This window comes from Aquisalimonas sp. APHAB1-3 (genome assembly GCF_048323695.1).
In the GTDB taxonomy this organism is placed as follows: domain Bacteria; phylum Pseudomonadota; class Gammaproteobacteria; order Nitrococcales; family Aquisalimonadaceae; genus Aquisalimonas.
Genome location: NZ_JBLWFT010000017.1, coordinates 28521 through 52782, shown reverse-complemented (window position 1 = coordinate 52782; position 24262 = coordinate 28521). Strand labels below are relative to the sequence as shown.

19 protein-coding genes are annotated in these 24262 nt (G+C 61.5%); 9 read left to right on the top strand and 10 right to left on the bottom strand.

Annotated features, from left to right (window positions below; genetic code table 11):
- Window positions 1-84: 84 nt before the first annotated feature.
- Window positions 85-486 carry a helix-turn-helix domain-containing protein gene (locus ACNSTU_RS16380; RefSeq protein ID WP_418212715.1) on the bottom strand — a complete coding sequence of 134 codons (402 nt, stop codon included), beginning with the start codon at window positions 484-486 and terminating at the stop codon, window positions 85-87.
- Between the two features lie 158 nt (window positions 487-644).
- On the opposite strand from ACNSTU_RS16380, the gene ACNSTU_RS16375 reads away from it, so the two are divergent.
- Together ACNSTU_RS16375 and ACNSTU_RS16370 are read left to right on the top strand one after the other, a co-directional pair.
- Window positions 645-1175 carry a hypothetical protein gene (locus ACNSTU_RS16375; protein ID WP_418212714.1) on the top strand — a complete coding sequence of 177 codons (531 nt, stop codon included), beginning with the start codon at window positions 645-647 and terminating at the stop codon, window positions 1173-1175.
- Window position 1176: 1 nt separating this feature from the next.
- Window positions 1177-1596, top strand: coding sequence for a phasin family protein (locus tag ACNSTU_RS16370; protein WP_418212713.1), 420 nt, complete (start codon window positions 1177-1179; stop codon window positions 1594-1596).
- Window positions 1597-1862: 266 nt separating this feature from the next.
- On the opposite strand, the gene ACNSTU_RS16365 is transcribed toward ACNSTU_RS16370, so the two are convergent.
- The 6 genes from ACNSTU_RS16365 to ACNSTU_RS16340 form a co-directional block, all read right to left on the bottom strand.
- Complete coding sequence (locus ACNSTU_RS16365; RefSeq protein WP_418212712.1) at window positions 1863-2750, bottom strand: alpha/beta fold hydrolase; 888 nt, start codon at window positions 2748-2750, stop codon at window positions 1863-1865.
- Between the two features lie 141 nt (window positions 2751-2891).
- Window positions 2892-6161 carry an SNF2-related protein gene (locus ACNSTU_RS16360; protein ID WP_418212711.1) on the bottom strand — a complete coding sequence of 1090 codons (3270 nt, stop codon included), beginning with the start codon at window positions 6159-6161 and terminating at the stop codon, window positions 2892-2894.
- 72 nt (window positions 6162-6233) lie between these two features.
- Window positions 6234-9431, bottom strand: a complete 3198-nt coding sequence (locus tag ACNSTU_RS16355; RefSeq protein ID WP_418212710.1) for a type I restriction endonuclease subunit R — start codon at window positions 9429-9431, stop codon at window positions 6234-6236.
- 4 nt (window positions 9432-9435) lie between these two features.
- A complete protein-coding gene (locus tag ACNSTU_RS16350) occupies window positions 9436-10368 on the bottom strand; it encodes a GIY-YIG nuclease family protein (RefSeq protein WP_418212709.1) in 933 nt (310 codons plus the stop codon).
- Window positions 10365-11747 (bottom strand): restriction endonuclease subunit S, encoded by a 1383-nt coding sequence (locus tag ACNSTU_RS16345; protein ID WP_418212708.1) that lies wholly within the window; start codon window positions 11745-11747, stop codon window positions 10365-10367. The genes ACNSTU_RS16350 and ACNSTU_RS16345 overlap by 4 nt, the downstream gene beginning before the upstream one ends.
- Window positions 11744-13723: a type I restriction-modification system subunit M gene (locus ACNSTU_RS16340; RefSeq protein ID WP_418212707.1), complete on the bottom strand. Its 1980-nt coding sequence runs from the start codon at window positions 13721-13723 to the stop codon at window positions 11744-11746. Before ACNSTU_RS16340 ends, ACNSTU_RS16345 begins: the two co-directional genes overlap by 4 nt.
- Window positions 13724-14005: 282 nt before the next feature.
- Between ACNSTU_RS16340 and ACNSTU_RS16335 the strand changes: the two genes are divergently transcribed.
- The 6 genes from ACNSTU_RS16335 (at window position 14006) to ACNSTU_RS16310 (ending at window position 20464) form a co-directional block, all read left to right on the top strand.
- Window positions 14006-15001 carry a helix-turn-helix transcriptional regulator gene (locus tag ACNSTU_RS16335; RefSeq protein WP_418212706.1) on the top strand — a complete coding sequence of 332 codons (996 nt, stop codon included), beginning with the start codon at window positions 14006-14008 and terminating at the stop codon, window positions 14999-15001.
- 513 nt (window positions 15002-15514) lie between these two features.
- Window positions 15515-16701, top strand: a protein-coding gene (locus ACNSTU_RS16330) for an IS3 family transposase (RefSeq protein WP_418212705.1) whose coding sequence is annotated in 2 segments (ribosomal slippage) — window positions 15515-15773 and window positions 15773-16701 — 1188 coding nt in all. Because the reading frame shifts where the segments join, the coding sequence is not laid out codon by codon here.
- Entirely contained in the window at window positions 16683-17024 is a 342-nt protein-coding gene (locus tag ACNSTU_RS16325) for a helix-turn-helix transcriptional regulator (RefSeq protein WP_418212717.1), read from the top strand. Before ACNSTU_RS16330 ends, ACNSTU_RS16325 begins: the two co-directional genes overlap by 19 nt.
- Window positions 17025-17471: 447 nt before the next feature.
- Window positions 17472-18266: an ADP-ribosylglycohydrolase family protein gene (locus ACNSTU_RS16320; RefSeq protein WP_418212704.1), complete on the top strand. Its 795-nt coding sequence runs from the start codon at window positions 17472-17474 to the stop codon at window positions 18264-18266.
- Window positions 18267-18300: 34 nt separating this feature from the next.
- Window positions 18301-19560 carry a ComEA family DNA-binding protein gene (locus tag ACNSTU_RS16315; RefSeq protein WP_418212703.1) on the top strand — a complete coding sequence of 420 codons (1260 nt, stop codon included), beginning with the start codon at window positions 18301-18303 and terminating at the stop codon, window positions 19558-19560.
- A gap of 361 nt (window positions 19561-19921) precedes the next feature.
- A complete protein-coding gene (locus ACNSTU_RS16310) occupies window positions 19922-20464 on the top strand; it encodes a phosphatase (RefSeq protein WP_418212702.1) in 543 nt (180 codons plus the stop codon).
- Between the two features lie 324 nt (window positions 20465-20788).
- Here the strand turns inward: ACNSTU_RS16310 and ACNSTU_RS16305 are convergent, their stop codons facing one another.
- Window positions 20789-21307 (bottom strand): transposase, encoded by a 519-nt coding sequence (locus tag ACNSTU_RS16305; protein WP_418212701.1) that lies wholly within the window; start codon window positions 21305-21307, stop codon window positions 20789-20791.
- A 237-nt stretch (window positions 21308-21544) separates the two neighbouring features.
- On the opposite strand from ACNSTU_RS16305, the gene ACNSTU_RS16300 reads away from it, so the two are divergent.
- Window positions 21545-22042 (top strand): phasin family protein, encoded by a 498-nt coding sequence (locus ACNSTU_RS16300; RefSeq protein WP_418212700.1) that lies wholly within the window; start codon window positions 21545-21547, stop codon window positions 22040-22042.
- A 477-nt stretch (window positions 22043-22519) separates the two neighbouring features.
- On the opposite strand, the gene ACNSTU_RS16295 is transcribed toward ACNSTU_RS16300, so the two are convergent.
- Both ACNSTU_RS16295 and ACNSTU_RS16290 read right to left on the bottom strand, forming a co-directional pair.
- Window positions 22520-22723, bottom strand: coding sequence for a hypothetical protein (locus tag ACNSTU_RS16295; protein ID WP_418212699.1), 204 nt, complete (start codon window positions 22721-22723; stop codon window positions 22520-22522).
- Between the two features lie 415 nt (window positions 22724-23138).
- A complete protein-coding gene (locus ACNSTU_RS16290; RefSeq protein WP_418212698.1) occupies window positions 23139-24104 on the bottom strand; it encodes a zinc-binding metallopeptidase family protein in 966 nt (321 codons plus the stop codon).
- Between the last annotated feature and the right edge of the window lie 158 nt (window positions 24105-24262).

The following is a 24262-nucleotide window of genomic DNA, read 5'->3' as shown; positions in this document are numbered from 1 at the left end:
TACTATCGGCAAACCCATGTGCCACTACACGCTGAAAAACTCCAAATCAGCCGCCAACCCGCGCCACTGCATCAGCCAATCGCCTCAAAAGGCCTTCGTGAGGGTGTGAACTGTCGAAGTTGGGAGGTCCTGGTATCGAATCCGGCGATGGGTACCTACCTTTGAGAAAGGAAGCTCGCCCCGCTCTAGAAGTTTGACGAGATGCGGCCGGGAGACATTGAGGATGTCTGCCGCTTCCTGCGTCGTGAGCTCTGCGTGGGTCGGCACGATCGTCACCGCATTGCCCTGGGCCATCTCGCCAAGCAGGTCACGCAGCAGCGCGAGCGCCTGGCGCGGCAGCACCAGATCGGTGCCGTCGAGCTGAACCCGGGCCCGGTCGGAGTCAGGCTGCTGAGCCAGAAGTCTGCTCAGCTCCGTCGCGCTGGCACGGGCAAGTGCAGCAGCCTCATGATCGGGGAGCTGGTTGTCGCCACTGGGTGTCTGCATCGGGTGCTCCGGAGTGCGTGTGTGCTCATTCGACAATAATCGCAATAACCGTTAAACGCAACAAACGAAACACGGCTTGCAACGCTAGACGCCAATACAGCGCGTGGCCCCGTCATGATCGATGCTTAACATCCCACCCTCTGCGGAGATATTAAGCCATGACCACCGCCAACCCGGCCCGCCAGCAGACAACCGAACGCACCCCTTGGAACAAGGGCCACCTGATTGGTCCGAAGCCCCCGCTGAAACTCCCTGAAGTCTGGGGAATTCGCATCCGACTCCAGCTCGACCAGAACACACGACAGCTCGCTCTGTTCAACCTCGCGATAGACAGCAAGCTCCGAGGCTGTGACCTCGTCAGCCTCCAGGTCCGTGATGTCGTGCATGGCGGGAAAGCAGTCAAGCGGGCCGCCGTCATCCAACAAAAGACGGGGCGACCTGTTCAGTTCGAACTCACGCCGAATACCCGACGAGCTGTCGAGGAATGGGTGGCCGAGGCCCGCTCGCAATTCGGGGATTACCTTTTCCCGAGCCGAATCCACGGTTCGCCGCACATCTCCACCCGACAGCCATGCCTCCCTGATCTCATAAAATCGAAACATTGTTGCGCTGCAACATTTCTTTTGCTATATTGCATCGCATCAAAGGCAAAACGTCTTTGCAGCATGTTCGACCCAAAGGATGATTGAAATGAGTAACGAAACCGTAAACCAGATGCAGCAGCAGTTTGACAGCACCTTTGCCGCCCCGGCTCGCACCTACGCCAGCATGATGCTTGACCACGTCGAGCAGCTCGCCAACCTGCAGTTCGAAGCCACCAAGGCCTTCGCTGAGACCGGTGTGAAGCAGGCTCGCGCTGCGCTGGAAGTAAAGGATCCGTCGGATGTACGCGCCTACATCGAGAGCCAGCAGAATGTGGCCAAAGAGCTTGGCGAGCGCATGAAGGGTGACGCCGAGAAGGTTGTCTCTCTGAACCAGGCCTTCGCAGAGAATGCGCAGAAGGTCACTCAGGAGAGCGCGCAGAACGTGTCCCAGGCCGCCCAGGACGTGACAAAGACAGCCAAGGAAGAGGCTAAGAGCACGACCAAGGCCGCCAGCCAGAGCAAGTAAGGCTCAACGCTGACGTTGTACCGAAAAACGCCACTCTCCGGAGTGGCGTTTTTTTTGTATCCATTCCCTGCGTGAAGGAGCCCCCAATTCAACCGGACACCTTGTTCGTTGACCTGCACGTATAGGCATGGGCTCAGTGCTTGGGCCAGCACCTCATCGCGTCACCGGTCAAGGCCCGAGAGCCTCGACCGGCGGGAACCATCCAAGAGGCTTAACGGCTCGTGACCGGCCGAGACATAGAGCTGCACTCAAGGGAGTGCCGTGGTTCATTGCCACTTCTTGATAAAGGCAACCGTTGCACGGTTGATCGCATGCGGATCAGACGCACTCAGGAAGTGCTGACCTCCATCGACAACGCTGAGCGAGGCGTCCGCAGCGCTGGTGAACAACCTGATCTCTTCCTCGGCGTTGGCGACCGAGTAGACCTGGTCCTTCGTGCCGTGCATCCATAGGACTGGGCAGTGCACACCGTCCAGGCGACCGTGCAGACCATCCCGATCCCGAAGGTTGATTGCGCACATACGAAGGCGCTTCCTCCCGTCATCCCCGCGGTAATGCGCCTTGTGCGCGGCGCGCACCCGGTCCTTTTCCTCCTGCGGGATATCGTCACCAATGCCGACACTGACGATAAAGTCGGAAAACGCGTCCTCCGGAACCCAATCATCACCCAGAGGCTGCGACAGCGAATCGATCACGGGCGAACACGCTTCACGGCCGTCCCAGCACCCCAAGTCCCGCGTGCGCTGACTTTCGTTATCCATGGAGGTGCCAAGGGGGATAATACCCTGGATCCGCTTGGGCTCGAGCATGGCCATGCGGGCCGCTATCCACCCGCCCTGAGAGGTCCCGAGAACAAACGCGGAGGAGATTCCCAGGGCGTCGAGCACCTGCAGATTGCCTAGCGCGGAGTCCCAGTAAGTGAAGTGCTCGTAGGCGGTTCGCGTCTGGCCGTGGCCAAACGGCTCAATGGCGAGCAGGTTGGCGTTCGCGCTCAGTTCCTCATCCGCGAACTGCGGACGGTAGAGTTCTGATGAGGTGCTAAAGGAGTTGACCATCACAAGCGTCGGTAGCGCTGGATCGTACGCCCGCCCAAAGCGGTACCCCATACGGGACTGTCCGAGATGCGGTATCGATACCGTCTGTACATCGGTCATCGCGAGACCCCTCCAAGAGTTCTATTCCCCGCAAGATAGCGGTCGTTCGAGTCTGCGCCGACCCTGCCGACCACGCAACATGGCTGGTCCCCTGTACGCTCGATCGGACGAAGCCGGCGAATGGCTTCGTCGTGGCATCCGCTATTGCCTGACACCGATAATGCACGCCGCCACTCGCTCTTCAATCGGGGAGGTCAGCTTGAGGCCCTTCATTGCCTGGCTGATCGTCTCGAAGGAGAGTTGATGCGACCCCGTCAGCGGCTTGCGCAGGTCTTTCAACAGTAATGGCCGGTTGCGCTTGCGCTGCGCCAGTTCGCTGTACCAGGCCGGGCGGATGAGATCGAGCCAACGCTCTGCGAGATCGTTCCAGTCCGGCACCTCGCCCTCCCTCGGACGCTCGACCAGATCAATCAGCCGACCGTAGAAATCGGCTTTCTCCTGTTGCTGTACCCGCGATGCCTCCTCGCGATACACACGAACAACCCGGACCAATTCGTCCAGAGCACGCTGCTTCTTCCTCGGGAGGAGCCTTTTCTCCGCATCGTGCAACCTGCCGAGGAACCTATCCAGAAGCTGTTGCGCCCCCTCATCGAGATCACCCGACTCCACGTCCGGGCCAAGGCGCGCACGCAATCCGTCGCATACCCTCCCCAGGGACGTTGTGGGAGTCGCCGTTGGTTCCTCGAAGAGCAGCCACTTCGGCGCACCCGACGACGACCCTCTGATGCAGAAAAACGCCCATGGGTGCTCTGCGCGAACCAGACTCACGCGTGACAGTACCGTCGCGTTGACTCCGCGGGTCGATTCATAAAGCGCCTCGCCGATGATGGCCTCGGAGCCAAGGACAAGATTTCTTACCGGCGCGAAGGCATCCTCGATCCCATCCCATCCGCTGTCGTTGAGCGATTCTTCGACCTCCCTGGCCATCTCCAACGGCTTCACTCTCGCGTCGTCGCGCTCGGTTCGCCCCTGGATGTATTCAGGCAACGGCAGGTTCGAACCGAGCAGCGCATCCACCTGCTCATAACGCTCGATGAAGCGTTCATCCGTGCGCAGTGCGAACTCGGACGCATCCTCTGGCCACCAGGCCTCGATGTCCTTGTGGGGGCTGTCCATGCGATCGACACGCCCCACCCGCTGCTCCGCGATTCTGATCACGCTCGGCATGTCGAGCAGGAACACGCACGACGCGCTTTGCAAATTGATCCCCTCAGACATGCTGTCGGAGCAAAGAGCGACCATCGCCTCCCTGTCCGCGGCTTCAGCCCCAGGCCTGAATTTCTGCGTCACCTGATCCCGGCCACCTCGCTCGCTGCCCGTTGCAACAACCGCATCGACTCCCCTGAGTTCAAGCCGGGACCGCATGTCGGCAAGCGTGATCGGGCGGCTGTCAAACGCGACAATATGCGCATGCTTCTTCGCAAGGGCCGCCAGTTTGTCGGCTTTGGCGTCCTCCCGCCCGCTCGACAACTTGTTCGCCAGACGCCCGATCTCCATATAGATCTCGATTTCTTCCCGGCAGGCTTTCTCGTGCTCCTTTTCATCGCTCAACCAGGAAGGAAGCGGGATGCTGAGCCTGTTCGTCGGTGGCTGTCCTGCGCGCTCCTCGAGCTGACCCAGGACGTTGCCGGTCGCGTTCTTCCTGAGATGCTTTGTGGCCGGCACGTACTGCTGCGCCCACTGGGTACCCCGGAGATGTTCCATGAGCGCGACCCATGACGACCGCAGCGTCGCCATGACCAAATACGCAGGCAGGCGCGCTGCACTCTTCAGGCGTGCATCGAGGTACTGCTCTTCGGTCATGCCGTCGGGGCCTCTGAGCACCTGCGGCATCTCGATGGGTTTGACGAGGTAACTCAAGCCTCGGAGTTGGGCCGCCAGCCCCCGAATCTCCCTGGCGATGGCCCGGTCCTCGTCCGACTCGGCCAGCCCGTAGGCGAGTGGCTGGTGGCGCGGAAAACGGCACCGGTTGCCTGCACCATCCAGATAGCTATCCGGGGATTGATCCACAAGTCGATTCAACGCCGCCTTGGTTCGCCGGACCGTGAACGTCTGAATCTCTCCTCGGAGCGCGGAGAACTCGCCCTCGGTCAGCGAGCGGTCCAGCTTATTGCTGCGCAGAAGCGTCTCGAACATGTCCAGCGTCTGCTCGCTGAGGTTGTCTGCACCCAGCATGTCGGCCAGGCGTAACAGGTCGGAGACGCCGCGGTTGATCGGCGTGGCAGTAAACAGAGCGGTGTGATCCGCCATGTTCCCAAGCAACAGCCGTGTCCGGTTCGAAGCCAGGTTGAGGAAATTGTGCGCTTCGTCGACGGCGAGGACCTGCGAGCGCCGCAGTGCTTCAGTCGCATCATCGCGGCGACTCGATCCCGCATGGCTCAGAGTCCCGTGCGAGTAACTCTTCAGCGGCAAGTTGCACAGGTTCGCCTCGCGCTCCCACGCGTCCACAACAGCAGGCGGACAAACCATGATGGGCCGCCCTTTGCGCGCCCGTCCGGAACTCCAGATGCGATCGAGCGTGGCCCGGATCAGATGCGCGCCCATTCGGGTCTTCCCTGACCCCGTTGCATCTGCCACCAGCACACTGCCCACGGTGTCGAGGAGCCACAATGCCTGCGCGATGCCCTGCCTCTGACTGGGCCACAGAGGCGCATCGGTTGGCATTAGCTGTTGCTCGATATAGGCCTGCGCCCACTCCCCGTCCAGCAGCTCGGCCGCCGCCCGTGCGATCGCCTCCTGCCACTCGACCAGTCGCAGCAGCTGCTCCAGGAGCGCTATGAGCTGCGCGTTGAAGTCCTCGCCGTGCTCCCAATAACGCTCCGCGAGCTGCCAGGCCTCCTGGTGGCGTTGATCGGAGGCCACGAATCGCGCATTCCCCTCCAGTTGTCCGCGCAACCCACTGGCGGAGAAATTACTCGACCCCAGCGTCACCGCCTTCTCGGTGCAGTACATCTTGGCGTGCAGCCGAACGCCTTCGACAAAGCGCGCCCGCACCTTTCCCGATCGCAAGAGATCGATCACGGAGACGATTGTCCCGCTCAGGCGTAGCGAGATCCCCCTCTCCAGCCAGTACTCCATCATTTCCTCGGAGTACGTCTGCTCTCCCATGGAGACATGTCCACGCTGAGCCGGGTAGGGCTCACTGCCCAGCAGCAGGCGTATCTCGTCGGCAGCCGGCCCAGCCTTCGCCAGGAACGGGATCAGCTCATCCAGCGACGCATAGCCTGTGATGATTAGCGGCCTGTACGCCGCGTAGAGGTCGCTGAGGACGGCCTCCCCTACTTTCCTTCCGCCCGCTGTATAGGGAAATCGCTCGTGTGGGGGCCACAGCCCGGACGTCATACGCCGCAAGCGGTCTTCGGGCTGGTCGAAGAGCCGGAACTGCTCCATGTCCTGTTGTTGTTCACTCATCGAGCAGCTCCGGCTCGCCTGTGCTTCAGATAAGCAATAGCACGCCCATCGAAAGTCAGAGCAGATTCAGAGTTATGGCAACGAGTTGTGTGCCACCACCCCACCCGGGCGCTGATGCTTGTCCAGCAACAGCCTCAACACCAGATGCGCCAGCTTCACCTCGTTTTCCGGCGTTTCCATCGCCTTTTCCGCCATGTCCTGGTGCTCGCTCATGTCATCCAGCACGAGGTCCTGCAGCCTCTGCGCGAAGAGCGAGCCACGCATGATCTGGTTAGGATCGTTATTGAGCACCTGGGTCATTACCGACTCTTCCCGCTCCAGGCGCCCCATGAGCCCTTTGGCGTAATGGAGCTGATCGTCCGCCGTAGTATCGCTGCCGAAGATCTCGTTCAGTGACTCGATGATCTCCGAGAGGCGCTTGGTTTCCGGATCATGCGCCTTTCCTGAGCCCACGTCGCTGACCGGCTTCAGGGTGTACTCCCCCGGCTCTTCACCAAGCTCAAGGCGGTTCTCAGCCTGTTTGGTCAGGCGGTAGTGGGTCAGCTCCAGTTCGGATACGTCGATGTCTTCATCCAGCCGCTCAATACGCAGCAATGGATGGAGACTCCGGGCAAACACGCAAAGCTGCTCCAGATCCCGGTCGTCGTAGAAGACGATCTGCGAGAGGAACTCGTAGGCGCGCACAAAGCTCTGCAGGTCCTTCCGGAAGGTATCGAGCGCGTCGCGCTGCTCACCGGCCTGTTTGAGGTCGTGCTCTGCTCGCTTCTGACCACGCTGGTCGCCCTTTCTCTCAGCTTCCAATGCCTGGCGGCGTGCCTCGTGCAACTGATTCTGGGCATCGTCATAACGGGCCTTGAAGCGATCCTTGGCGGGCTGGCAGGCGTTGGTGAGGCGCGCTGACTTCGCCTTGGGGTCGAAGAACGCCCTGGCGAATTCCTCAACCTCACTCCAGGTGTAGATGTCCGCCTCGTTGAGCTTGTCGAACAGGTCGTACACCACCTGGGCGTCGGAGACGTTGGCCAGCTCAGTCTGCTGGTAGTAGGGCTCAAAGGCCGCCTGGATGTCGGCGACGTCGTTGACGAAATCAAGAATGAAGGTCTCTTTGCCCGGGAAGACGCGGTTCAGGCGGGAGAGGGTCTGCACGCACTCCACACCCTGCAGCTTCTTGTCCACGTACATCGCGCAGAGCTTGGGCTGGTCGAAGCCGGTCTGGAACTTGTTGGCAACCAGCATCACGTTGTAGTCGTCGGTGTCGAACGCGTCGGAGTGGTTGCGGCCGTGGAGGCCGGGGTTGAGCAGCTTGCCGGTCTCGGTCACCGACTCCGGTATCACCTCATCAGCGGGCACCTCACCGGAGAAGGCAACCAGCGGGAACACATCCTGATAGCCCTGCTGCTGCACATACCGGCGCATGGCGAGCATGTAGCGCACGGCTTCCTGACGGCTGGCGGTGACCACCATGGCCTTGGCCTGTCCGTCAAGCAGATGCCGCACATTGGCGCGGAAGTGCTCGACGATGACCTCCACCTTCTGGTTGATATTGTGGGGATGCAGGCGCACCCAACGCGCCAGAGTGGCCGAGGCCTTGCGCGACTCCACTTCCTCCTCGTCGCCGTGGGGATGGGCCAGCCTCCAGGCGACGTTGTAGGTCACATAGTTCTTGAGCACATCCAGAATGAACCCTTCCTCGATGGCCTGGCGCATGGAGTACAGGTGGAATGGCTCGGGGAGGTTATCCTCACTCTTCGGTTCGCTCGGGTTCGGTGGCCGGCCGAATAGCTCCAGCGTCTTGCCCTTGGGCGTGGCGGTGAACGCGTAGTAGCTCAACTGGGTGGCCGGCTTGCGTGACGACACCGCTGCATCCAGCACGTCCTCAGCACTGACCTCGTCTTCGTCGCCCTCCCCGTCCCCACCGCCCAGCAGGGCTTTGAGTTTGGTCGCGGACGCGCCGGTTTGAGAGGAGTGGGCCTCATCAGCGATGACGGCGTACCGACCCTGGGCGAGCGCCTTATCCTTCTCCAGCGCGTCATACAGCGCCGGAAAGGTCTGGATAGTCACCACGATGATGCGCGTCCCCTTGCGCAGCGCATCCGCCAACTGCTCGGACTTGCTCTGGGAGGTTTTTTCATCCCGGGTGATGGCCCGGACCATACCCTCGGTGCGCTCGAACTGGCGGATGGTGTTCTGGAGTTGGCTGTCGAGCACCGTGCGATCGGTGATGACGATCACCGAGTTGAACAACTTAGCGTCATCCTCATCGTAGAGCCCGGCAAGCTGGTGCGCCGTCCAGGCAATGGAGTTGGACTTACCCGACCCGGCGCTGTGCTGAATCAGGTAGCGCGCTCCGGCACCCTCTTCCCGCGTCGTCTCGATGAGCCGGTTAACCACCTCCCACTGGTGATAGCGCGGGAAAATGAGGTTTTCCTTCGTCGTGATGTTGCCGTGGAAGTCTTCCTCCTCTTTCTGCTCCAGGTGCAGAAAGCGCTGCAGGATCCGCAACCAGGCATCCGGGGCAAAGACCTCATTCCAGAGATAGCCCGTGGCATAGTCGTCGGGATCCGTAGGGGTCGGGTTGCCGGCACCGCCCTCTGGAGTGCCCTTGTCGAACGGCAGAAAGCCGGTGTCCTTGCCGGCCAGCCGAGTGGTCATGGCCACCCGGTCCTGGCTGACGGCGAAGTGCACCAGCGCGCCGGTCTTGAACGCCAGCAGCGGCTCCACCTGCTTGTTGGTGGGCGCCTTCAGCGGCCGATCGTGCTGATACTGGCGCTTGGCCCGCTCCACAGACTGCTTGAACTCGCTCTTGAGCTCCAGCGTGGCCGTAGGCATGCCATTGACGAACAGCACCAAGTCCAGCCGGGGGTTGTAGTTCTGCCCGGCATGGGGCGAGTAGGACACCTCCGGCACCACCCGTAGCCGGTTGGCGTGGTAGCGCTGATCGGCCTCCGGGTTCATGCCGTGGTCCGGCTTGAACGCGCAAGTCTCGATGACGTGGCCCGGCAGGCGTACGGAATTGCGCAGGACAAAGAGCGTACCCTTCTTGCGCCGCTCCCGGTCCACCGCGACGCACAGCTGGCGCTCCGGATCAGCGGGATACGCCTTGGCAAACTTCTCCCAGCGATCCGGATAGGCCTCCTTGAAGAAATCGACCAGATCCTGCGTGTAGAGCGCCAGCTCGCGGTCGTAACCGTCGGCTCTGCCGGTCTGCCACCCCTGGGCCGTCATCTCGTTGATGATGTCCTTCTGGAACTGGTGTTCTCGCTCGTCAGCCATGACGTTACGCTTCGCCTAAATCGGGATCGTGGCTTTGCTGGCTGATGATCTCATCCTGCCAGTCGCTGTAGCTCTTCCTGGTTCCCTCAACGAACCAGCTCGTGCGCCCATTGGCATTTCGGCCCGAGACCACGGCAGCTGCGGCACTTGGGCTGGAGAAGCTGTGGTCCTTGGTGAACCGGCGCTTATCTGTCTCATTCGACACCAGCACGCCATCCTGAACCAGTTGCTGAAACAGGTCGCTGTAGCCCTTGTGCTCCGAGACCCAGCTGTCACGAGCCAGTGATCCCTCAAGCACCACAAACTCACCGTCGATTTCCCGCGCCCGTGCATTGATGCCGTACTTGGGAATCGCCATTTCGAAGACCGGCGACTCCGGCGAGGCAGGTGTCTGCTGGGTGGAACCCGTCTCAGCAGGAGCCTTGAGAAAATCAAAGCCAAGCACCGGCAGGACGATCCGGATCTGCTCTGCGAAGAACGCCATATCCGACTGATCCGCCTCGGGCAATACGCCATACTCGTGCGCGGTACCGTTGACCAAGCCGCAGCGCCCCGCGTGCTTGGCTTGCGCCATCAGCCGACTCTCCAGGTACTTCACATGGGCCTTGGTCAGGTTCTGATCCTTGCTGGTCACCAGACAGACCTTCTCCCAGAAATCCTTGCCGCCTTTGCCCTCTTCGCGATTGTGCTGCTTGAGCCGTGCCGCGACGTCGTCGCTTTCGCCAATGTAGACCAGAGGCCGCATGCTGTTGCCCGGGTCCGGCCCGACGAGAAAATAGATGCCGGTGCGGACACACTCCGGCCGCTCTATGATTTCAGGCAGCTTGCTCCGCGGGCCGGTGAGCACGTGGCCGGTCCAGTTCATGATCTCGGCCGTAAGCAGGCCGTTCGGAGCGCCATCGACCAGGAACAGGCGGATGCTGCGGCCCTGGGTCATGCGGTGGCCCCTTCGCTTACCGTGGCTTCACCGAAAGCCTCTGAGGTTGGTGGCAGCCAGTCACGGACGTCGATTTTGCCGGTTACGGTAGCGGAGATAAGAGCAGAGCGACGCTCCTGAAGATGTCCAATCGCCTTTTGAGCTTCTTGCGATAACTGATCAATCTGACCTTTCGCCGCATTAATTCTATATGACAACTCTCTCTGCTCAGAAAGTGGAGGAATTGGAAGCAATATCTCCCTAAAACGCTCCCATTCCAAACGCCTTGTGCCATGTGCGGATGAGTCTACAAATTCAAAAGCAACATCCTTAATTCCAGACAGGAGGTCAAACAGGTATTCTGAATCCATGAATTTTTCTGTCTTAAGAGCTTTCATGTCCTGATTTAAAGCGACTTTAGAAGCCGTGATTGCCAACGGTAAGGAATGCGCCAAAATCATCCCTCTTACAACGACCAGAACCATCCCGGGGTCGGCCAACGAAAGGTTATTCTCCAGGACTGCTTCCTCTGTGATCTGATCAATCGTTTGGTTGATTACTTTTACCTTCATGTCTTTGGGTGACACCCAAGGGATAGATCCATCCCAAAACTCGGGTCGGTCTTTAGAGGGGGTCGATCCACCGATGGCCGAGGTTATGTGTTTCAAGCGTTTTACTTGCCAGTGGGCTGGCAGCTCCCCAAACCACTCCACCCCGGAATCCCTCATCGGCACATCCGGATCCAGCCCCTTGGTCACGGCATGGGAAATCACCGCCTGGCGCTTTTCCTTGAGCAACTCGATCAGGCGCTGCTGTTCGGCGATCAGGGCGTCGATACGGGCGGTTTCGTGGTCGAGGAAGCGGGCGATTTGGGTTTGTTCTGAAATCGGAGGTGCCGGAATCCGAATTGAGGCAATAGTTTCTTGGTTGATATTTGGCTGTCCCCCACCCGTCGCAAACATCTCTATGATCGGGGCCTTGAATACTGAGAACCAATAAAAGGTATATTTAGGATCAAGCTTTATCGGGGAAGATAGCGCGCAACACGCTTGGTTTGTTGTTGCATGAACCCCTAAAACCCCCATTCGGCCAATCGTCGCTCCATACATGGCTATTAGTAATGAGCCGGGTGGGTGGACCCTTAATGAGGAAAGGCGAGCTAGAGCTTCTTTGGTAACGTAGCTTTGCGTATCAGAAATGGTGTTTTCCCGGAGTTCGCTGGTCGTGACCCACGGGATAGTTCCATCTGTATACCAATCGGCCTCGTTGCTCGGTGGAGTCGTACCACTCCCAATCTCTTTAAACGCGTGAGATATTTTCCAAGTTTCCCAATATGCTGGGATCGCTCCCACCCACTTGATCCCTGATTCCGCGTACTCCGGATAACTCGGATAGCTCATACCGCCATCTCCTCGATCATCCGCTTGATGGTGTCCGTGCATTCCTTGAGGTCAGCGTCGATTTCCTCCAACGGCCGCGGCGGCTCGAACACGTAGAAGTGGCGGTTGAAGGGGATTTCGTAGCCGACGATACCGACTTCGCCGTCCTTCTCATCCTTCTTGGACTCATCGATCCACGCATCCGGCACATGGGGCAGGACTTCGCGCTCGAAGTAGTCGTAGACGGACTCGCCGAGCGGCACGTTCTCGTTGTCGCGCAGGCTGGTGTCCGGCTCCGGGTTGCCCTTGTTGTCGGTACACGGCTCGGCCTCCGGGTCGCGCTCGGACAGAGCATTGAGCACAGACTTGAGGTGCGGGGCACCGAGCTTGACGTCCCTCGCCTTCAGCGCCTGCTTGAGGGCCTTGGTGAACGCCTCCCGGTCGCGGTAGACGGTTTCTCCGTCCATGGCATCAACCGCGGCGAGAATACTCACCTGGGTGTCCTCGTCGAGCTTCTGGATCGGTTTTTCCTCCAGGATGCGGCGGATGCGGTCCTCGCTCGCCTGGAAGTTGAGCCGAAGAGGTCGCTCGACGGTGATGCGCCGGTAGCCGAACGCCCGGGTGGGGAAGATCTTGCTTTCGTCGGTTTCCTCAAATCGACCGTAGAGGCGCACGATCTCGTCCTGGTCGGACTCGGGGATGTAGTTGCGCTTGCTGCCCAGGGATTTGCGCATCTTGGCGTAACGGTCGGCCGCGTTGATGAGCTGGACCTTGTTGCGCCGCTGCTCGGGCTTGTCGTTGGACAGCACCCACACGTAGGTGTTGATGCCGGTGTTGAAGAACGCATCCGACGGCAACGCGACGATGGCCTCCACCAGATCCTTCTCCAGCAGATAGCGCCGGATCTCGGATTCACCGCTGCCGGCGCCACCGGTAAACAGCGGCGAGCCGTTCAGGATGATGCCGATGCGCGAGCCACCCTTCTCCGCCGGGCGCATCTTGGCGACCAGGTGCATGAGAAACAGCAGTGAACCATCCGAGACCCGTGGCAGCCCGGGGCCAAAGCGCCCTTCGTAGCCGCGCTCCTTGTGTTCCTTCTGGACCTGGGTCTGCACCTTCTTCCAGTCCACGCCGAACGGCGGATTGCTGAGCATGACGTCGAACGTCTGGCCGCGCAGCTGGTCGTCCGCGAGGGTGTTGCCCAGTTTGATGTGCTCAACCTGCTCGCCCTTGATGAGCATGTCGCCGACGCAGATGGCGTAGGACTCGGGGTTGAGCTCCTGGCCACTCACCGACACATCGACTTCATTGCTGATGGACTTCACGTAAGCTTCCGCTTCGGACAGGAAGCCACCCGTGCCGGCTGTTGGATCGTAGATGGTGAGGATCTTGCCCGGCTGAAGCTGATGTTCCTCGCCGGTCATCACCAGCGACGTGGCCAGATGCACGATGTCACGCGGGGTGAAGTGCTCGCCGGCGGTCTCGTTGGAGCTCTCGGCGAACTTGCGGATCAGCTCCTCGAACACACTGCCCATGCCGAAGTTGGAGATGCGCTGTGGGCTGAGATCGACGGCGGCGAATTCCTGCACCACCTGATACAGCAGATTGCTGCTCTCCAGCAGCTGCACGAAGTCTTCGAAGTTGAAATGATCGAAGATGGCCCGCGCCTGGGGACTGAACGCATGCACGTAGCTCATCAAATCCTGCCCGGTCTGGGTATCGGACAGCGCCGCCAGGCTGAGCGGGGAGCTGTTGTAGAACGGCTGCTCCGCGGCGCGATGCAGCAGGCGATCCTGCACGGTTTCGGATTTGTCCGCATGCTGTTTTGCGGCTTTCAGCACCGCGTCCTTGGTGGGCTCCAGAACGCATTCCATCCGGCGCAACAGTGTGAACGGAAGGATGACCCGACCGTATTGAGACTGCTTCAGATCGCCGCGCAGCAGATCGGCGATGGACCAGATGAAGGAGGCAATTCCGGAGTGGTTTTCCGTGTTCATGGATGCGGTGTTCCTTCCTGCATGACCGTGCGGCAATGGAAGCTTGGCAGTGGTGGGCGACAAGTGGTGTCGTTGGGCGCAATCGTGCCCGGCTCCCGCGCATATCTTTCGTATTCTCCTGACAGGGTGCCCAACCATCCAGTCAGCGACAACAGTTTGTGCAGTGCTTGCCTTTGGAGCGCCGCCTGAGCCGGTTTGCAGAGTGGTATGGCGATTGATTTACGGCGAATCGCAATTGAGCCAGTATCTGCCGCAACAAGCGCGTAATGACAAGGATCAACGATGTCCGACACCCTTCTGCGGCAGTGGACCATGCTCCGACATATCCCCCGCCACCCGCGCAGGATCTCCGTCCACGACCTTCGGGCACATCTGGCGGAGCAGGGATACGCCACGACGGAGCGCACCATTCAGCGGGATCTGCTGGAACTCTCGGGCCGGTTATTCGGGCTGTCGGTGGACGACCGCTCACGCCCTCATGGCTGGTTCTGGGAGCGTGATGCGGCACAGTTGGATATCCCGGGGATGGAGCCGCAGACCGCGCTGGCGTTCAAACTCGCTGAGCATTTCGCAGGCCCACTGATGGCTCCCGCGACGCTGAGCGCACTCGCCCCCTACTTCCAGCGGGCCGAACAAGTCCTCGGGGACAAATCGAGCCCGGTGAGCGCCTGGCCGGGCAAGGTGCAGGCCGTCACTCGCGGCCAGACGCTGATCCCGCCCAGCGTCGACGCAGCGATCCTGGACACCGTCTACAGCGCCCTCTTCGACGACCGCCAGTTCCATGCCCGGTACCGGCGCCGTCACAACGGCACCGAGGCGGAGTACGTGGTCAACCCGCTCGGCGTGGTCTTCCGCGACGGCGTGGTGTATCTCATCTGCACGATCAACGACTACGACGACATCATGCAGCTCGTCCTCCACCGGCTCCTCGCTGCAGAGCCCATGGAGACACCCGCCCGGCGGCCGGACGATTTCGATCTCGTTCGCTACGTTGACGAGGGTGGTCTGAATTTCAGGCTGAGCACCGAACCACTGGGATTGGAGTTATTGCTGGAAGAACAAACGGCGTTCCATCTGCGGGAGACGCCGCTGAGTCAGGATCAGGCTACACAGGTCGAACGCGACGGCCGCGTGCGGCTCTCCGCCACTGTTGCCGACACAGCGCAAGTGCGGTGGTGGCTCCTCGGGCTTGGCGCGAACGTGGAGGTGGTCAACCCGCCGCACCTGCGCAATGAGATAGCACAGGCACTTCGGCAGGCTGCCTCCCGCTACGACTGACGCAGGCCGGGCATAAGCGAAGCGGCGAGACGCCATCCGGCGATGCAACGTCGCGACCTTGCGTGCCGCAGACCTGGCATGTCTCGCGTGCGGTCACGCACAGCGCGTGAACGACTCGCGCACACGCCTTGCGTTCAGCCGCCGCCAGTCCATCCATGCGGCAATGCACGACAAGGCGCCCGGGCCGCTCGCGGATCACTCAATGCGAAGCGACGCCGCTGCGCGCCGCGCCAGCGAAACCAAACTGGGCTGTGAACCTGCACGCCCTCGTACGCCGCGTTCTCGATCATGATTCACCAGAAAACTGTATATTTATACACTATCATGATGAACGCAAACCGCTCGGACAACCACCCCCGCCCCCGAGCCCGTCACGACACGACGCGTCACACGGCAATGCAATACTGCGCGCCGACAGACAGGAGAACACCATCACCGTACGCGGCTGTAGCAGGGTGGAGTTGACCCGCTTCGATGGACATCTGACCCTTTGAGGAAGAGCAGGAGGTCAAGATGCCACGAAGCCGACCACCGTATCCGCCGGAGTTCCGGCAACAGATGATCGATCTGGTACGCAGCGGGCGTACGCCCTGGGAGCTGGCCCACGAGTTTGAGCCCTCGGCGCAGACCATCGTGAACTGGGTTGCCCAGGCCGACCGCGATGCCGGCGTCCGGCATGATGGTCCCACGTCGGCCGAGCAGGATGAGCTGCGGCGCCTCCGCCAGGAGAATAAACGCCTGCGTGAGGAGCGGGAGATCCTGTCAAAGGCCGCGGCCTGGTTCGCTCGGGAGACCGATTCTGTGCCACCGAGATCTTCAGGTTCGTCGAAGTGAACCGGGCCTTTCACAGTGTTGCCACCATGTGCCGGGTGCTGGGCGTCTCCCCCAGCGGCTACTATGCGTGGCGCACCCGTGTGCCGTCCCAGCGGGAGATCACCGATGCGGTGCTCACAGAGCGAATCAAGGCCCTGCACAAACGCTCTGATGGCAGCTACGGGGCACCGCGGCTCCATGAAGATCTCAAGGACGAGAACTGGCGCATTGGCCGTAAGCGGGTTGCCCGGTTGATGCGTGGTGCCGGAATTCAGGGCGTGAGCCGTCGCAAGGGGGTGTTCACAACGGTGCGCGACGAAGGCCGCCGGGGTGAGCCGGATCTGGTTGAGCGGGATTTCTCGGCCGATGCCCCCGACGAGCTCTACGTCGCCGACATCACCTACATCCCGACCTGGAGCGGTTTTCTGTATCTGGCGATCGTCCTGGACGTGTTCAGCCGCCGTGTGGTCGGCTGGGCGATGGCCACGCACCTGAGAACGGATCTGGTGCTCGACGCCCTGGAGATGGCGCTGTGGCAGCGTCAGCCTGATGGAGTCATCCATCACAGCGACCAAGGTTGCCAGTACACCTCGATTGCGTTCGGCACTCGTTGCCGGGAGAAAGGCGTCCGCCCTTCGATGGGCTCCGTCGGTGATTGCTTCGACAACGCCATGGCGGAGAGCTTCTTCGCCACGCTGGAGTGCGAGCTGCTGGATCGCCGTCGATTCCGCAACCCCACGGAGGCACGGCTGGAAGTGTTCCGGTTCATCGAAGGCTGGTACAACCCGCATCGGCGTCATTCCGCAATCGGGCAAATGTCACCCGTGAACTACGAGCGACTGCATGCTGAACGTGTCCACGAACTCAAATCCGAACCTGTCCACTGAGGCGGGATAACTCCAGTTTCGACCTGGCCCGCTACGTCGATGAGGGTGGGCTGAACTTCAGGCTGGGCAATGAGCCCCTGGCGTTGGAGCTGTTGCTGGAAGAGCAGACGGCGTTTCACCTGCGGGAGACGCCGCTAAGTCAGGATCAGATGACCCAGGACGAACGCGACGGCCGGGTGCGCCTCACCGCCACTGTCTCTGATACCGCTCAAGTGCGCTGGTGGCTCCTGGGGCTCGGTGCGAACGTCGAGGTGGTCAACCCGCCGCACCTGCGCGACGAGATTGCACAGGCACTTCGGCAGGCTGCCTCCCGCTACGGCTGACGCAGCCCGGGCATAAGCAAAGCGGCGAGACGCCATCCGGCGATACAACGTCGCGACCTTGCGTGCCGCAGATCTGGCATGTCTCGCGTGCGGTCACGCACAGCGCGTGAATGACTCGCGCACACGCCTTGCGCTCAGCCGCCGCCAGTCCATCCATGCGGCAATGCACGACAAGGCGCCCGGGCCGCTCGCGGATCACCCAATGCGGCGCGATGCGAAGCGACGCCGCTGCGCACCGCGCCAGCGAAACCCAACCCGGGCTGTGAACCTGCACGCCCTCGTACGCCGCGTTCTCGATCATGATTCACCAGAAAACTGTATATATATACACTATTATGGTGAACGCGAACCGCTCGGGCAACCACACCCGCCCCCGAACCCGTTACGTCACGACACGACGCGTCGCACGGCAATGCAATACTGCGCGCCGACGGACAGGAGACCACTATGCTCGGAGCCATCGCTGGCGACATCATCGGATCCATTCACGAGTTCGGGCCACCGGCCGTTCCCGGGACTCCCCTTATCCAGACGCACAGCCATTACACCGATGACACGGTGCTCACGCTTGCAACCGTCCGTTGCCTGCTCGACGGCATCGATTACGCCAAGGCGTATCGGGAGGCCTATCAGGCAAACCGGGAGCAGTCGTGGGGGCTTCGCTTCAAGCAATGGGGAGACAACCCGGAGATGGGGCCTTACAACAGCTTCGGTAATGGCTCAGCCATGCGCGTTAGCCCAATCGGCTTTCATGCGCCCACGCTGGACCAGGCTCTCGCGGAAGCCCGGCGCTCCGCCGTCGTCACACACGATCACCCCGAGGGCATCCGCGGTGCCCAGGCAACGGCTCACGCTATCTTCCTCGCCCGCAATGGCACCTCCGGCGACGCCATCCTGCATGCGATCCGCACTGATCATGGCTACCCACTGGATGAGCCTGTGCCCGTCATCCAACGCACCTCACGCTACAACGAGATCTGCCAGGGCACGGTGCCACCAGCGATCCGCATCGCCTGTGATGCGACGAGCTTCGAGGAAGCGATGGCCATTTGCATCACGCTGGACGCCGACACCGATACCCTCGCTTGTATCGCAGGCGGGATCAGCGAGGCCCGATTCGGCGTGCCGGACTGGATCAAGGCGGCGGTGAAGCATCGCCTGGAAACGCACCAGTGGGCATTAATTGAGCGCTTCTACAAAACCACCCGCATGGGAGAGTCAGCCGGGGTATCGGTCGTGTGACGCGGCTCCACGGGCAACGCATTGGGATGACACTATGCGGCGCTTCTTCAACCTGGGCAGCACAGACGAATACGGCCGGCAGCGGCGGATTGAGCACCGCGGCCGCTATCTGCGGGCAAGCCAAACCGGGGGCGTGGCGCTACGAGCGCAAGCGAAAGCCGCGGGCGTGAGCCTCACCGGCAATACACGCCGCGGCGTGCGCGTGTCCGCTACGCCACTGAACAACACGCAGCTTGCCTTGCAGAACGGCCGGTTCGTATTGAAAGGCCGGTACGGCCAGGGCCCCACCCGCCTGAACGTCTCCAAAACAGGAGCAACCATCTCCACCCGCAACCGGCTTGGGTCGTTCAACTGGATCAAACCCAACCGCTCCTCCGCTCGCATCGCCGGCGTGCAAGTCCGGGGGAGAACGGCTGCGCAGCTGCAGCTGGTCTACATGGCCTTTGCCGCTGCAGGGATGGCGGTCAAGGCAATGGTCTGGCTGCTCATGGGGTTCGCACGGATCACCACGACGGTGGCAGCCGAGCTCTATCGAATCAGTCTCACCACCCCGCATATTCTCAACGGTATACGCCGCCGCCTTCGCAACCGCCAGCTGGCACGGCAGGTTCCCGGTTTCGAGCGCGATGAGCATCGTCCCGCCGCCGACGAGAGCGGTCTCAAGGCCGCATTGGTTGTGGCCTATTGCGCCTGGGGGCGCGGACAAGACCCTAGCACTGTCACCTCCGCACTACAGCAACGCCTGGGCGCAGCCGGCGGGGACTTCCCCCGGCTGCAAGACGCCATGGGACGACTGCCGCATGCCATGGGTGCCCTGGAGCGACAACGCAGACAGGCCGAGGCGCCTGCAATCTGGCCACTCCTCGCCATCGCCGGCACAGCAAACTCTCTCGCGCAAACGATGCCCACTGAGGCGCTCGCCGCCCTACTCTACGAGCTCGACGAACTCACCCTGATGGACGGCCATCGCACCCGTCTGCAGCAGGACATGGTGGAGGTCTTCGCCGACTTTGCGGGCCTTCGGGTCGAAGCCGCGCCCGATGATGAAGCCCCAACGCACCCCGAGGAAGGTGGCGACTCCACCAGCAACCCCGAAGACGCGCCGGTAATCGATCTCAACTCCGCTTCCTTAGGCGCACTGCAGGCACTGCCGCATGTCGGACCGGAGCGGGCCCAGCAGATCATCACCATGCGCCCCCTCAGGGACGTCGCGGAGCTATGCGCCGTCGACGGAATCGGGCCGAGCCGTCTGGAAGACATTCGAGCGTACGGGGTGTACTGCTCGACGCATTGACCGACGCCGGCGCGTCTGGGTGAGGGTGCAGCAGAGCGGGTGCTCCATGTGTTCCATATGTAGCGGAACTCAGTATCGCCCATGACACGAAGATGCGGGCTTTCGTCACGATCGTACGGTGTTCCCAGGGTGTTCCATCCCTGTTCCGACGTTGCCAGAGGTGTTTCCAGCGGCTCGTTTTCCTTACTCGCGAGGCGTTATTCCAAAGCGACACGATGTGTCGTACCAGTCAATACACTGGACGTCCATACGCTGAGGAGTGACGACCATGCCCTGTCGAAAAACAGACGCTAATGAGGGGCTGTTCCCGTCACCCGCCGAGCCAGGGGTGGTGAGAACGCCCGACGGAGGACGGATCGCGATGACCGGGTATCCGCTGGTGACGGGTGATACCAGCAACGAAGGGATTGACCGCGGCCTCGCCCACCTCCGCGACAGCGGCGCAACGTGCCTGGTTACGGTCGCGGAGGCACACGAGCTCAAGGATCAGCAAGCAAACGACCTGAGCAGTCGAGCGAAGGCCCTATTCGGGAGGCACGGATGGCTTCATGCGCCCATTCAGGCCGGGCAGACCCCCGACGATCTGTGGGAGCTCTACTGGTCCGGGCTCGCTCCCTTGCTCCTGCACAAACGCCTTGCCGCGGGCGAGATGGTGGTCGTTCAAGGGCTCCGCGGGCGCGGCCGCACGGGCGTTGCGACATGCCGCCTACTCGTCGAGTCCGGCGTCCCGCCTGAAACTGCCCTTGCAACGGTGCGAAAAGTCAGGCCCGGCGCGGTCAGAACCGCCGAACAGGAAGCCTATGTGCAGGGGCTTCTCGATCACCAAAGCGTGATCGACCAGATCAATACCTGCCCAGAGGTGGCGAACCGTCTTACGGCGACGGCTCGAAGAACGCAGTCCTAAGCGCCCCCATCACAGCGTGGGCGGGCCTCGCCTCACCTGGCCTTATGTCCCTGGACTGAACGGCCAGTCACGACCCGAAGCCGCCGGTAACCCAACTCACGCGGATGTCCGCTTTCGCGATGCGCTTCTCTATTCCATGTCTCCCTTGGCCTGGCACGGGTGAATTGGATACGTGCAGGCGTTCTGCAACTTCATGACCGGAATTGCTTGGGAGGGCTATTGATCGGGTGCGCGACCGCACTGACAAAGCGTTCGCCTCGCCCCATGCTCAGATGGCATTTCCTCCAGCCGGGAACTGCGCTCTAGTCCGTCCTGAATAACCCGTCACGCGACGGCCCGCATTGAGGGATCGAAGTCCTGATCCTGGATTCCGGCACCGATCATCGCCAGGAGCCGGCGGAGCAATTCGCGCAAAAGGATGGCCATGGCCCGGAGCAGTAACCGGATGTTGTGTCCGGCAGCCACCAGCACGGCATTGAGCGCATCACCCAGAGCGCCTTTCAGCCGGCAGCGGTCCATTCGGCCATCGGTTTTCATGTGTCCGATCACCGCCTCGACGGCACTGCGGCGTTTGAGCTCCCTCTTCAGCGTTCGGGTGTTCACACCACGCTTCTGGCCAGAGCGGAAGATCTGGACGCCGGGGATCGCCGCGCCCTTGTAACCACGATCCGCATAGCAGCGCTTCGGTGCCACACCCCTCAGGATCTCGGTCTGCTCCAAGGTTTCGGCCAAGGTGTGGCCGTCGAATGGGTTGTTCGGCATGGAGCGGCAGCCAACGACAAAGCTCTCCTTGTTCGTGACAGCAACGGAGACCTTCACGCCGAACTCCCAGGGCTTGGCCACCTTGCCCCTGCCGATGACCTCGACCTCCGGGGCGTGCCAGGACAGCAGCTTGTTCTTGCTCTTGCGGGTCTGGCTGAGCAGCCTGTTTGCCCGGTGCAGCGGTTCCTGGAACGCCGCTTCAGAATGCCGAGAAACACCACAACCTACGCTGCATCAGCGGGTTGCGATTTTTTCAGGACCAACGCTCTAGACTCAAGAGGGTCCGGCAGCCTGCCGTTTGACAGAGGAGAAACAACGATGAGCAACGAAACCGTTAACCAGATGCAGAGCCAGATTGAGAAAACCGCCGCCGGACCTGCGCGCACCTATGCCAGCCTGGTGCTGGATCACTTCGAGCAGCTAACCAGTCTGCAACTCGAGACCGCGAAGGCCTGCGCTGAAACCAGCATCCAGCAGGCCCGGGCGGCACTGGAAGTGAAGGACTCGGCCGACCTTCAAGGCTATGTCGAGTACCAGCAGAAGGTTGCCAAGGACCTGAGCGAGCGCGTCAAGGGTGACACCGAGAAGGCCACTTCTCTGAACCAAGCCTTTGTCCAGAACGCGCAGAAGCTCACGCAGGACAAGTGCCCGCGAGATGTCCAAGTCCGCAGAGGAAGGCACGAACAAGGCGACTCAGGGTGCGGAGAAAGTCACCAAGAAGGAGGCTCAGGCCGAGGCAAAGAGTCAATAAGTAACGCGCCGCCGCTTTATCGTAGAGAGGCCGCCATTCCGAGTTCGTCCGGAGGGCGGCTTTGAACTGCTATCAGTTTCGTGATTCTTCCCGTGTGGCCCGATCTCGTCACCTCGGTGACGGGACGTTTGCATCTGTAGAGTTATCGGAATCGGGATCGGTGTGCCTTCATGCTCCGGGGCGTTGTCCCCGTGTAGCGCGGGATGGGACTCCACATGTGCGCTACCAAACCGTCTCTGCACTCGTCCATCAATAGCGAATGGCAAAGGAGCGTCTACGAGCGCTGTGCACGCTCGACAAAGACCGCTTGCGGGTCCTCTCGATGACTACTCCTGCGACATCAGGTGCAGCGAAGCCGAGATCTCGGCACTGCTCGAACGCTTCGATCTTCGCTACCAAGGCGGGTGCTTGCCGCAACAACACCCAACGAGCCTCCTGAACCTGGGACGACGTGTCCCCGCAGAACATGGTGGCTGTGACAGCCGTCGAGTGGTTAGTCCATCACGCGCACATGCCCGAAATCGGCGGCCTCGTGGCAACCATCACCAACCGGCCATAATCGGTGCCATTGGCCGCTCAGGGTGGTCGACATCAGTTTCACCATGCCGTGTGTTCTTTTCCCCGTTCTGGGCGGCAGGCCGCTTAAGGAACACGAGCGTGTCGACACCGCTCTCGTTGCGCTCGCGCAGTTCTTTTGCCACCTGCCGCTGGTTCAGGTCATGGCTTTTGGTCGTTTCGTGGCTCATTGATTGATTCCCCGCTGCATGACGGCAGTCTGCCGGACCCTCTTGGGTCTAGAGCGCAGTTCCCGGCATTAGGAAATGCCATTCGAGCATGGGGATGAGCGAACGCTTTGTCCGTGCGGTCCCGCACCTGATCAATAGCCTTCCCAAGCAAATCGGATCATCTGGTTACATCCGCGGCGATCAATTCGAAACACAGGCCGAGCGTCAGTGTCGGCTCTCATGCGCAGAGTGTCGGTACGCTGGGGCTGCCAGGGCCAGCCGCGGTATCGTCTGTGATCGAGAACGCTGTCTTGGTCGCTCCGAAGATCAGACGCTCCCGTCGGAGACCCCATTCTTCCGACGGCAACGAGCCGAAGTGCTGGTGATAGCACTTAGTGGAGTGCGGTGGTGACGCCCGAGGTGCTCACGAGGTTCTTTAGCGCCCTTGGGCGCCCCGGCGGAGCCAGTCGTGCACGAAGGCCAGCTTGCGGCGCGACGCGTCCGACAGGGCGAAGGGGTAGAGGTCTTCCAGACCCATAGCGCGGTTGACGTTATTGACGCCGACGGCGATGGAGGCTGCCACTTGGATCAGGCGGTCGGGATCCGATTCCGCGTAGGGGTCCCAGCCGCTGACGGGCAGTTGCGGCGTGGACAGGCCGGCGGCGACGAAGCTGTCGGCAATGTCCGTCAGGTGCAGCAGGTGCGCAGCGGTCTCGGCCCAGTCCTCATGCGGGTGGGCAGACGCATAGGAGGTCATGAAATGTTGCCTCCAGTCGAGCGGCGGCCCGTAAAGATAGTAATGCTGGAGCGCGGCGGCGTAGTCGGCCCGTTCGTCACCGAACACGCTGCGGAAGGCGTCGAGAAAGTCAGCACGTAGGCTGAGCCGCCACCACAGCATGTGCGCGATCTCGTGGCGCATATGGCCGACCATGGTGCGGTAGGGCTCGTCCAGCGCCTCGCGGCGGGTGGTGCGCAGCACCGGGTCCGCCTCGGCCACGCTGATGGTCACAATCCCCTCGACGTGGCCCATGAGTACGGGCGTGGGGCCCTCCGCGAGCATGTGGAAAACGGGGGGTGCCCCCGAATCTTCGGGCCGGAACCATTGCCAGCGCCCGAGATTGTCCAGCACCCAGCGCTTGGCGGCTTCCGTCTGCGCCCAATTGGGAATGGCGTCGGGCGCCGAGGGGTCCGGGGCCAGTGCGGTCATGGCGCAGGACCGGCAGAAGGCGCCCTGTTCAGGGGCGATCCAGTTGCAGCCGATACGCTCGCGATTGACGCAGAAGGGCGGCATGGGCAGGAAGGTCCGTGCCTGCGGATCGTAGGCAACCGGGGTGCCGTCGGCCGTGGCTAGGTTATCGAACCAGAGCGACCCTGAGCCGACGGGATTAGCGAAAACGCGCATAGGGCGGAGCTCCGGAAGCGCAATGGATCAACAACTGTGGAGCTAGCGTCGGATGGTTCTCTTCTGCCAGCCACGGGTCGAATCAATCGTAATAGTCCGTGACTCCGAGGCTTTTCCTCAGTGCGCCTGCGCACAGACGCCCGAGCGGCCCGGCACCG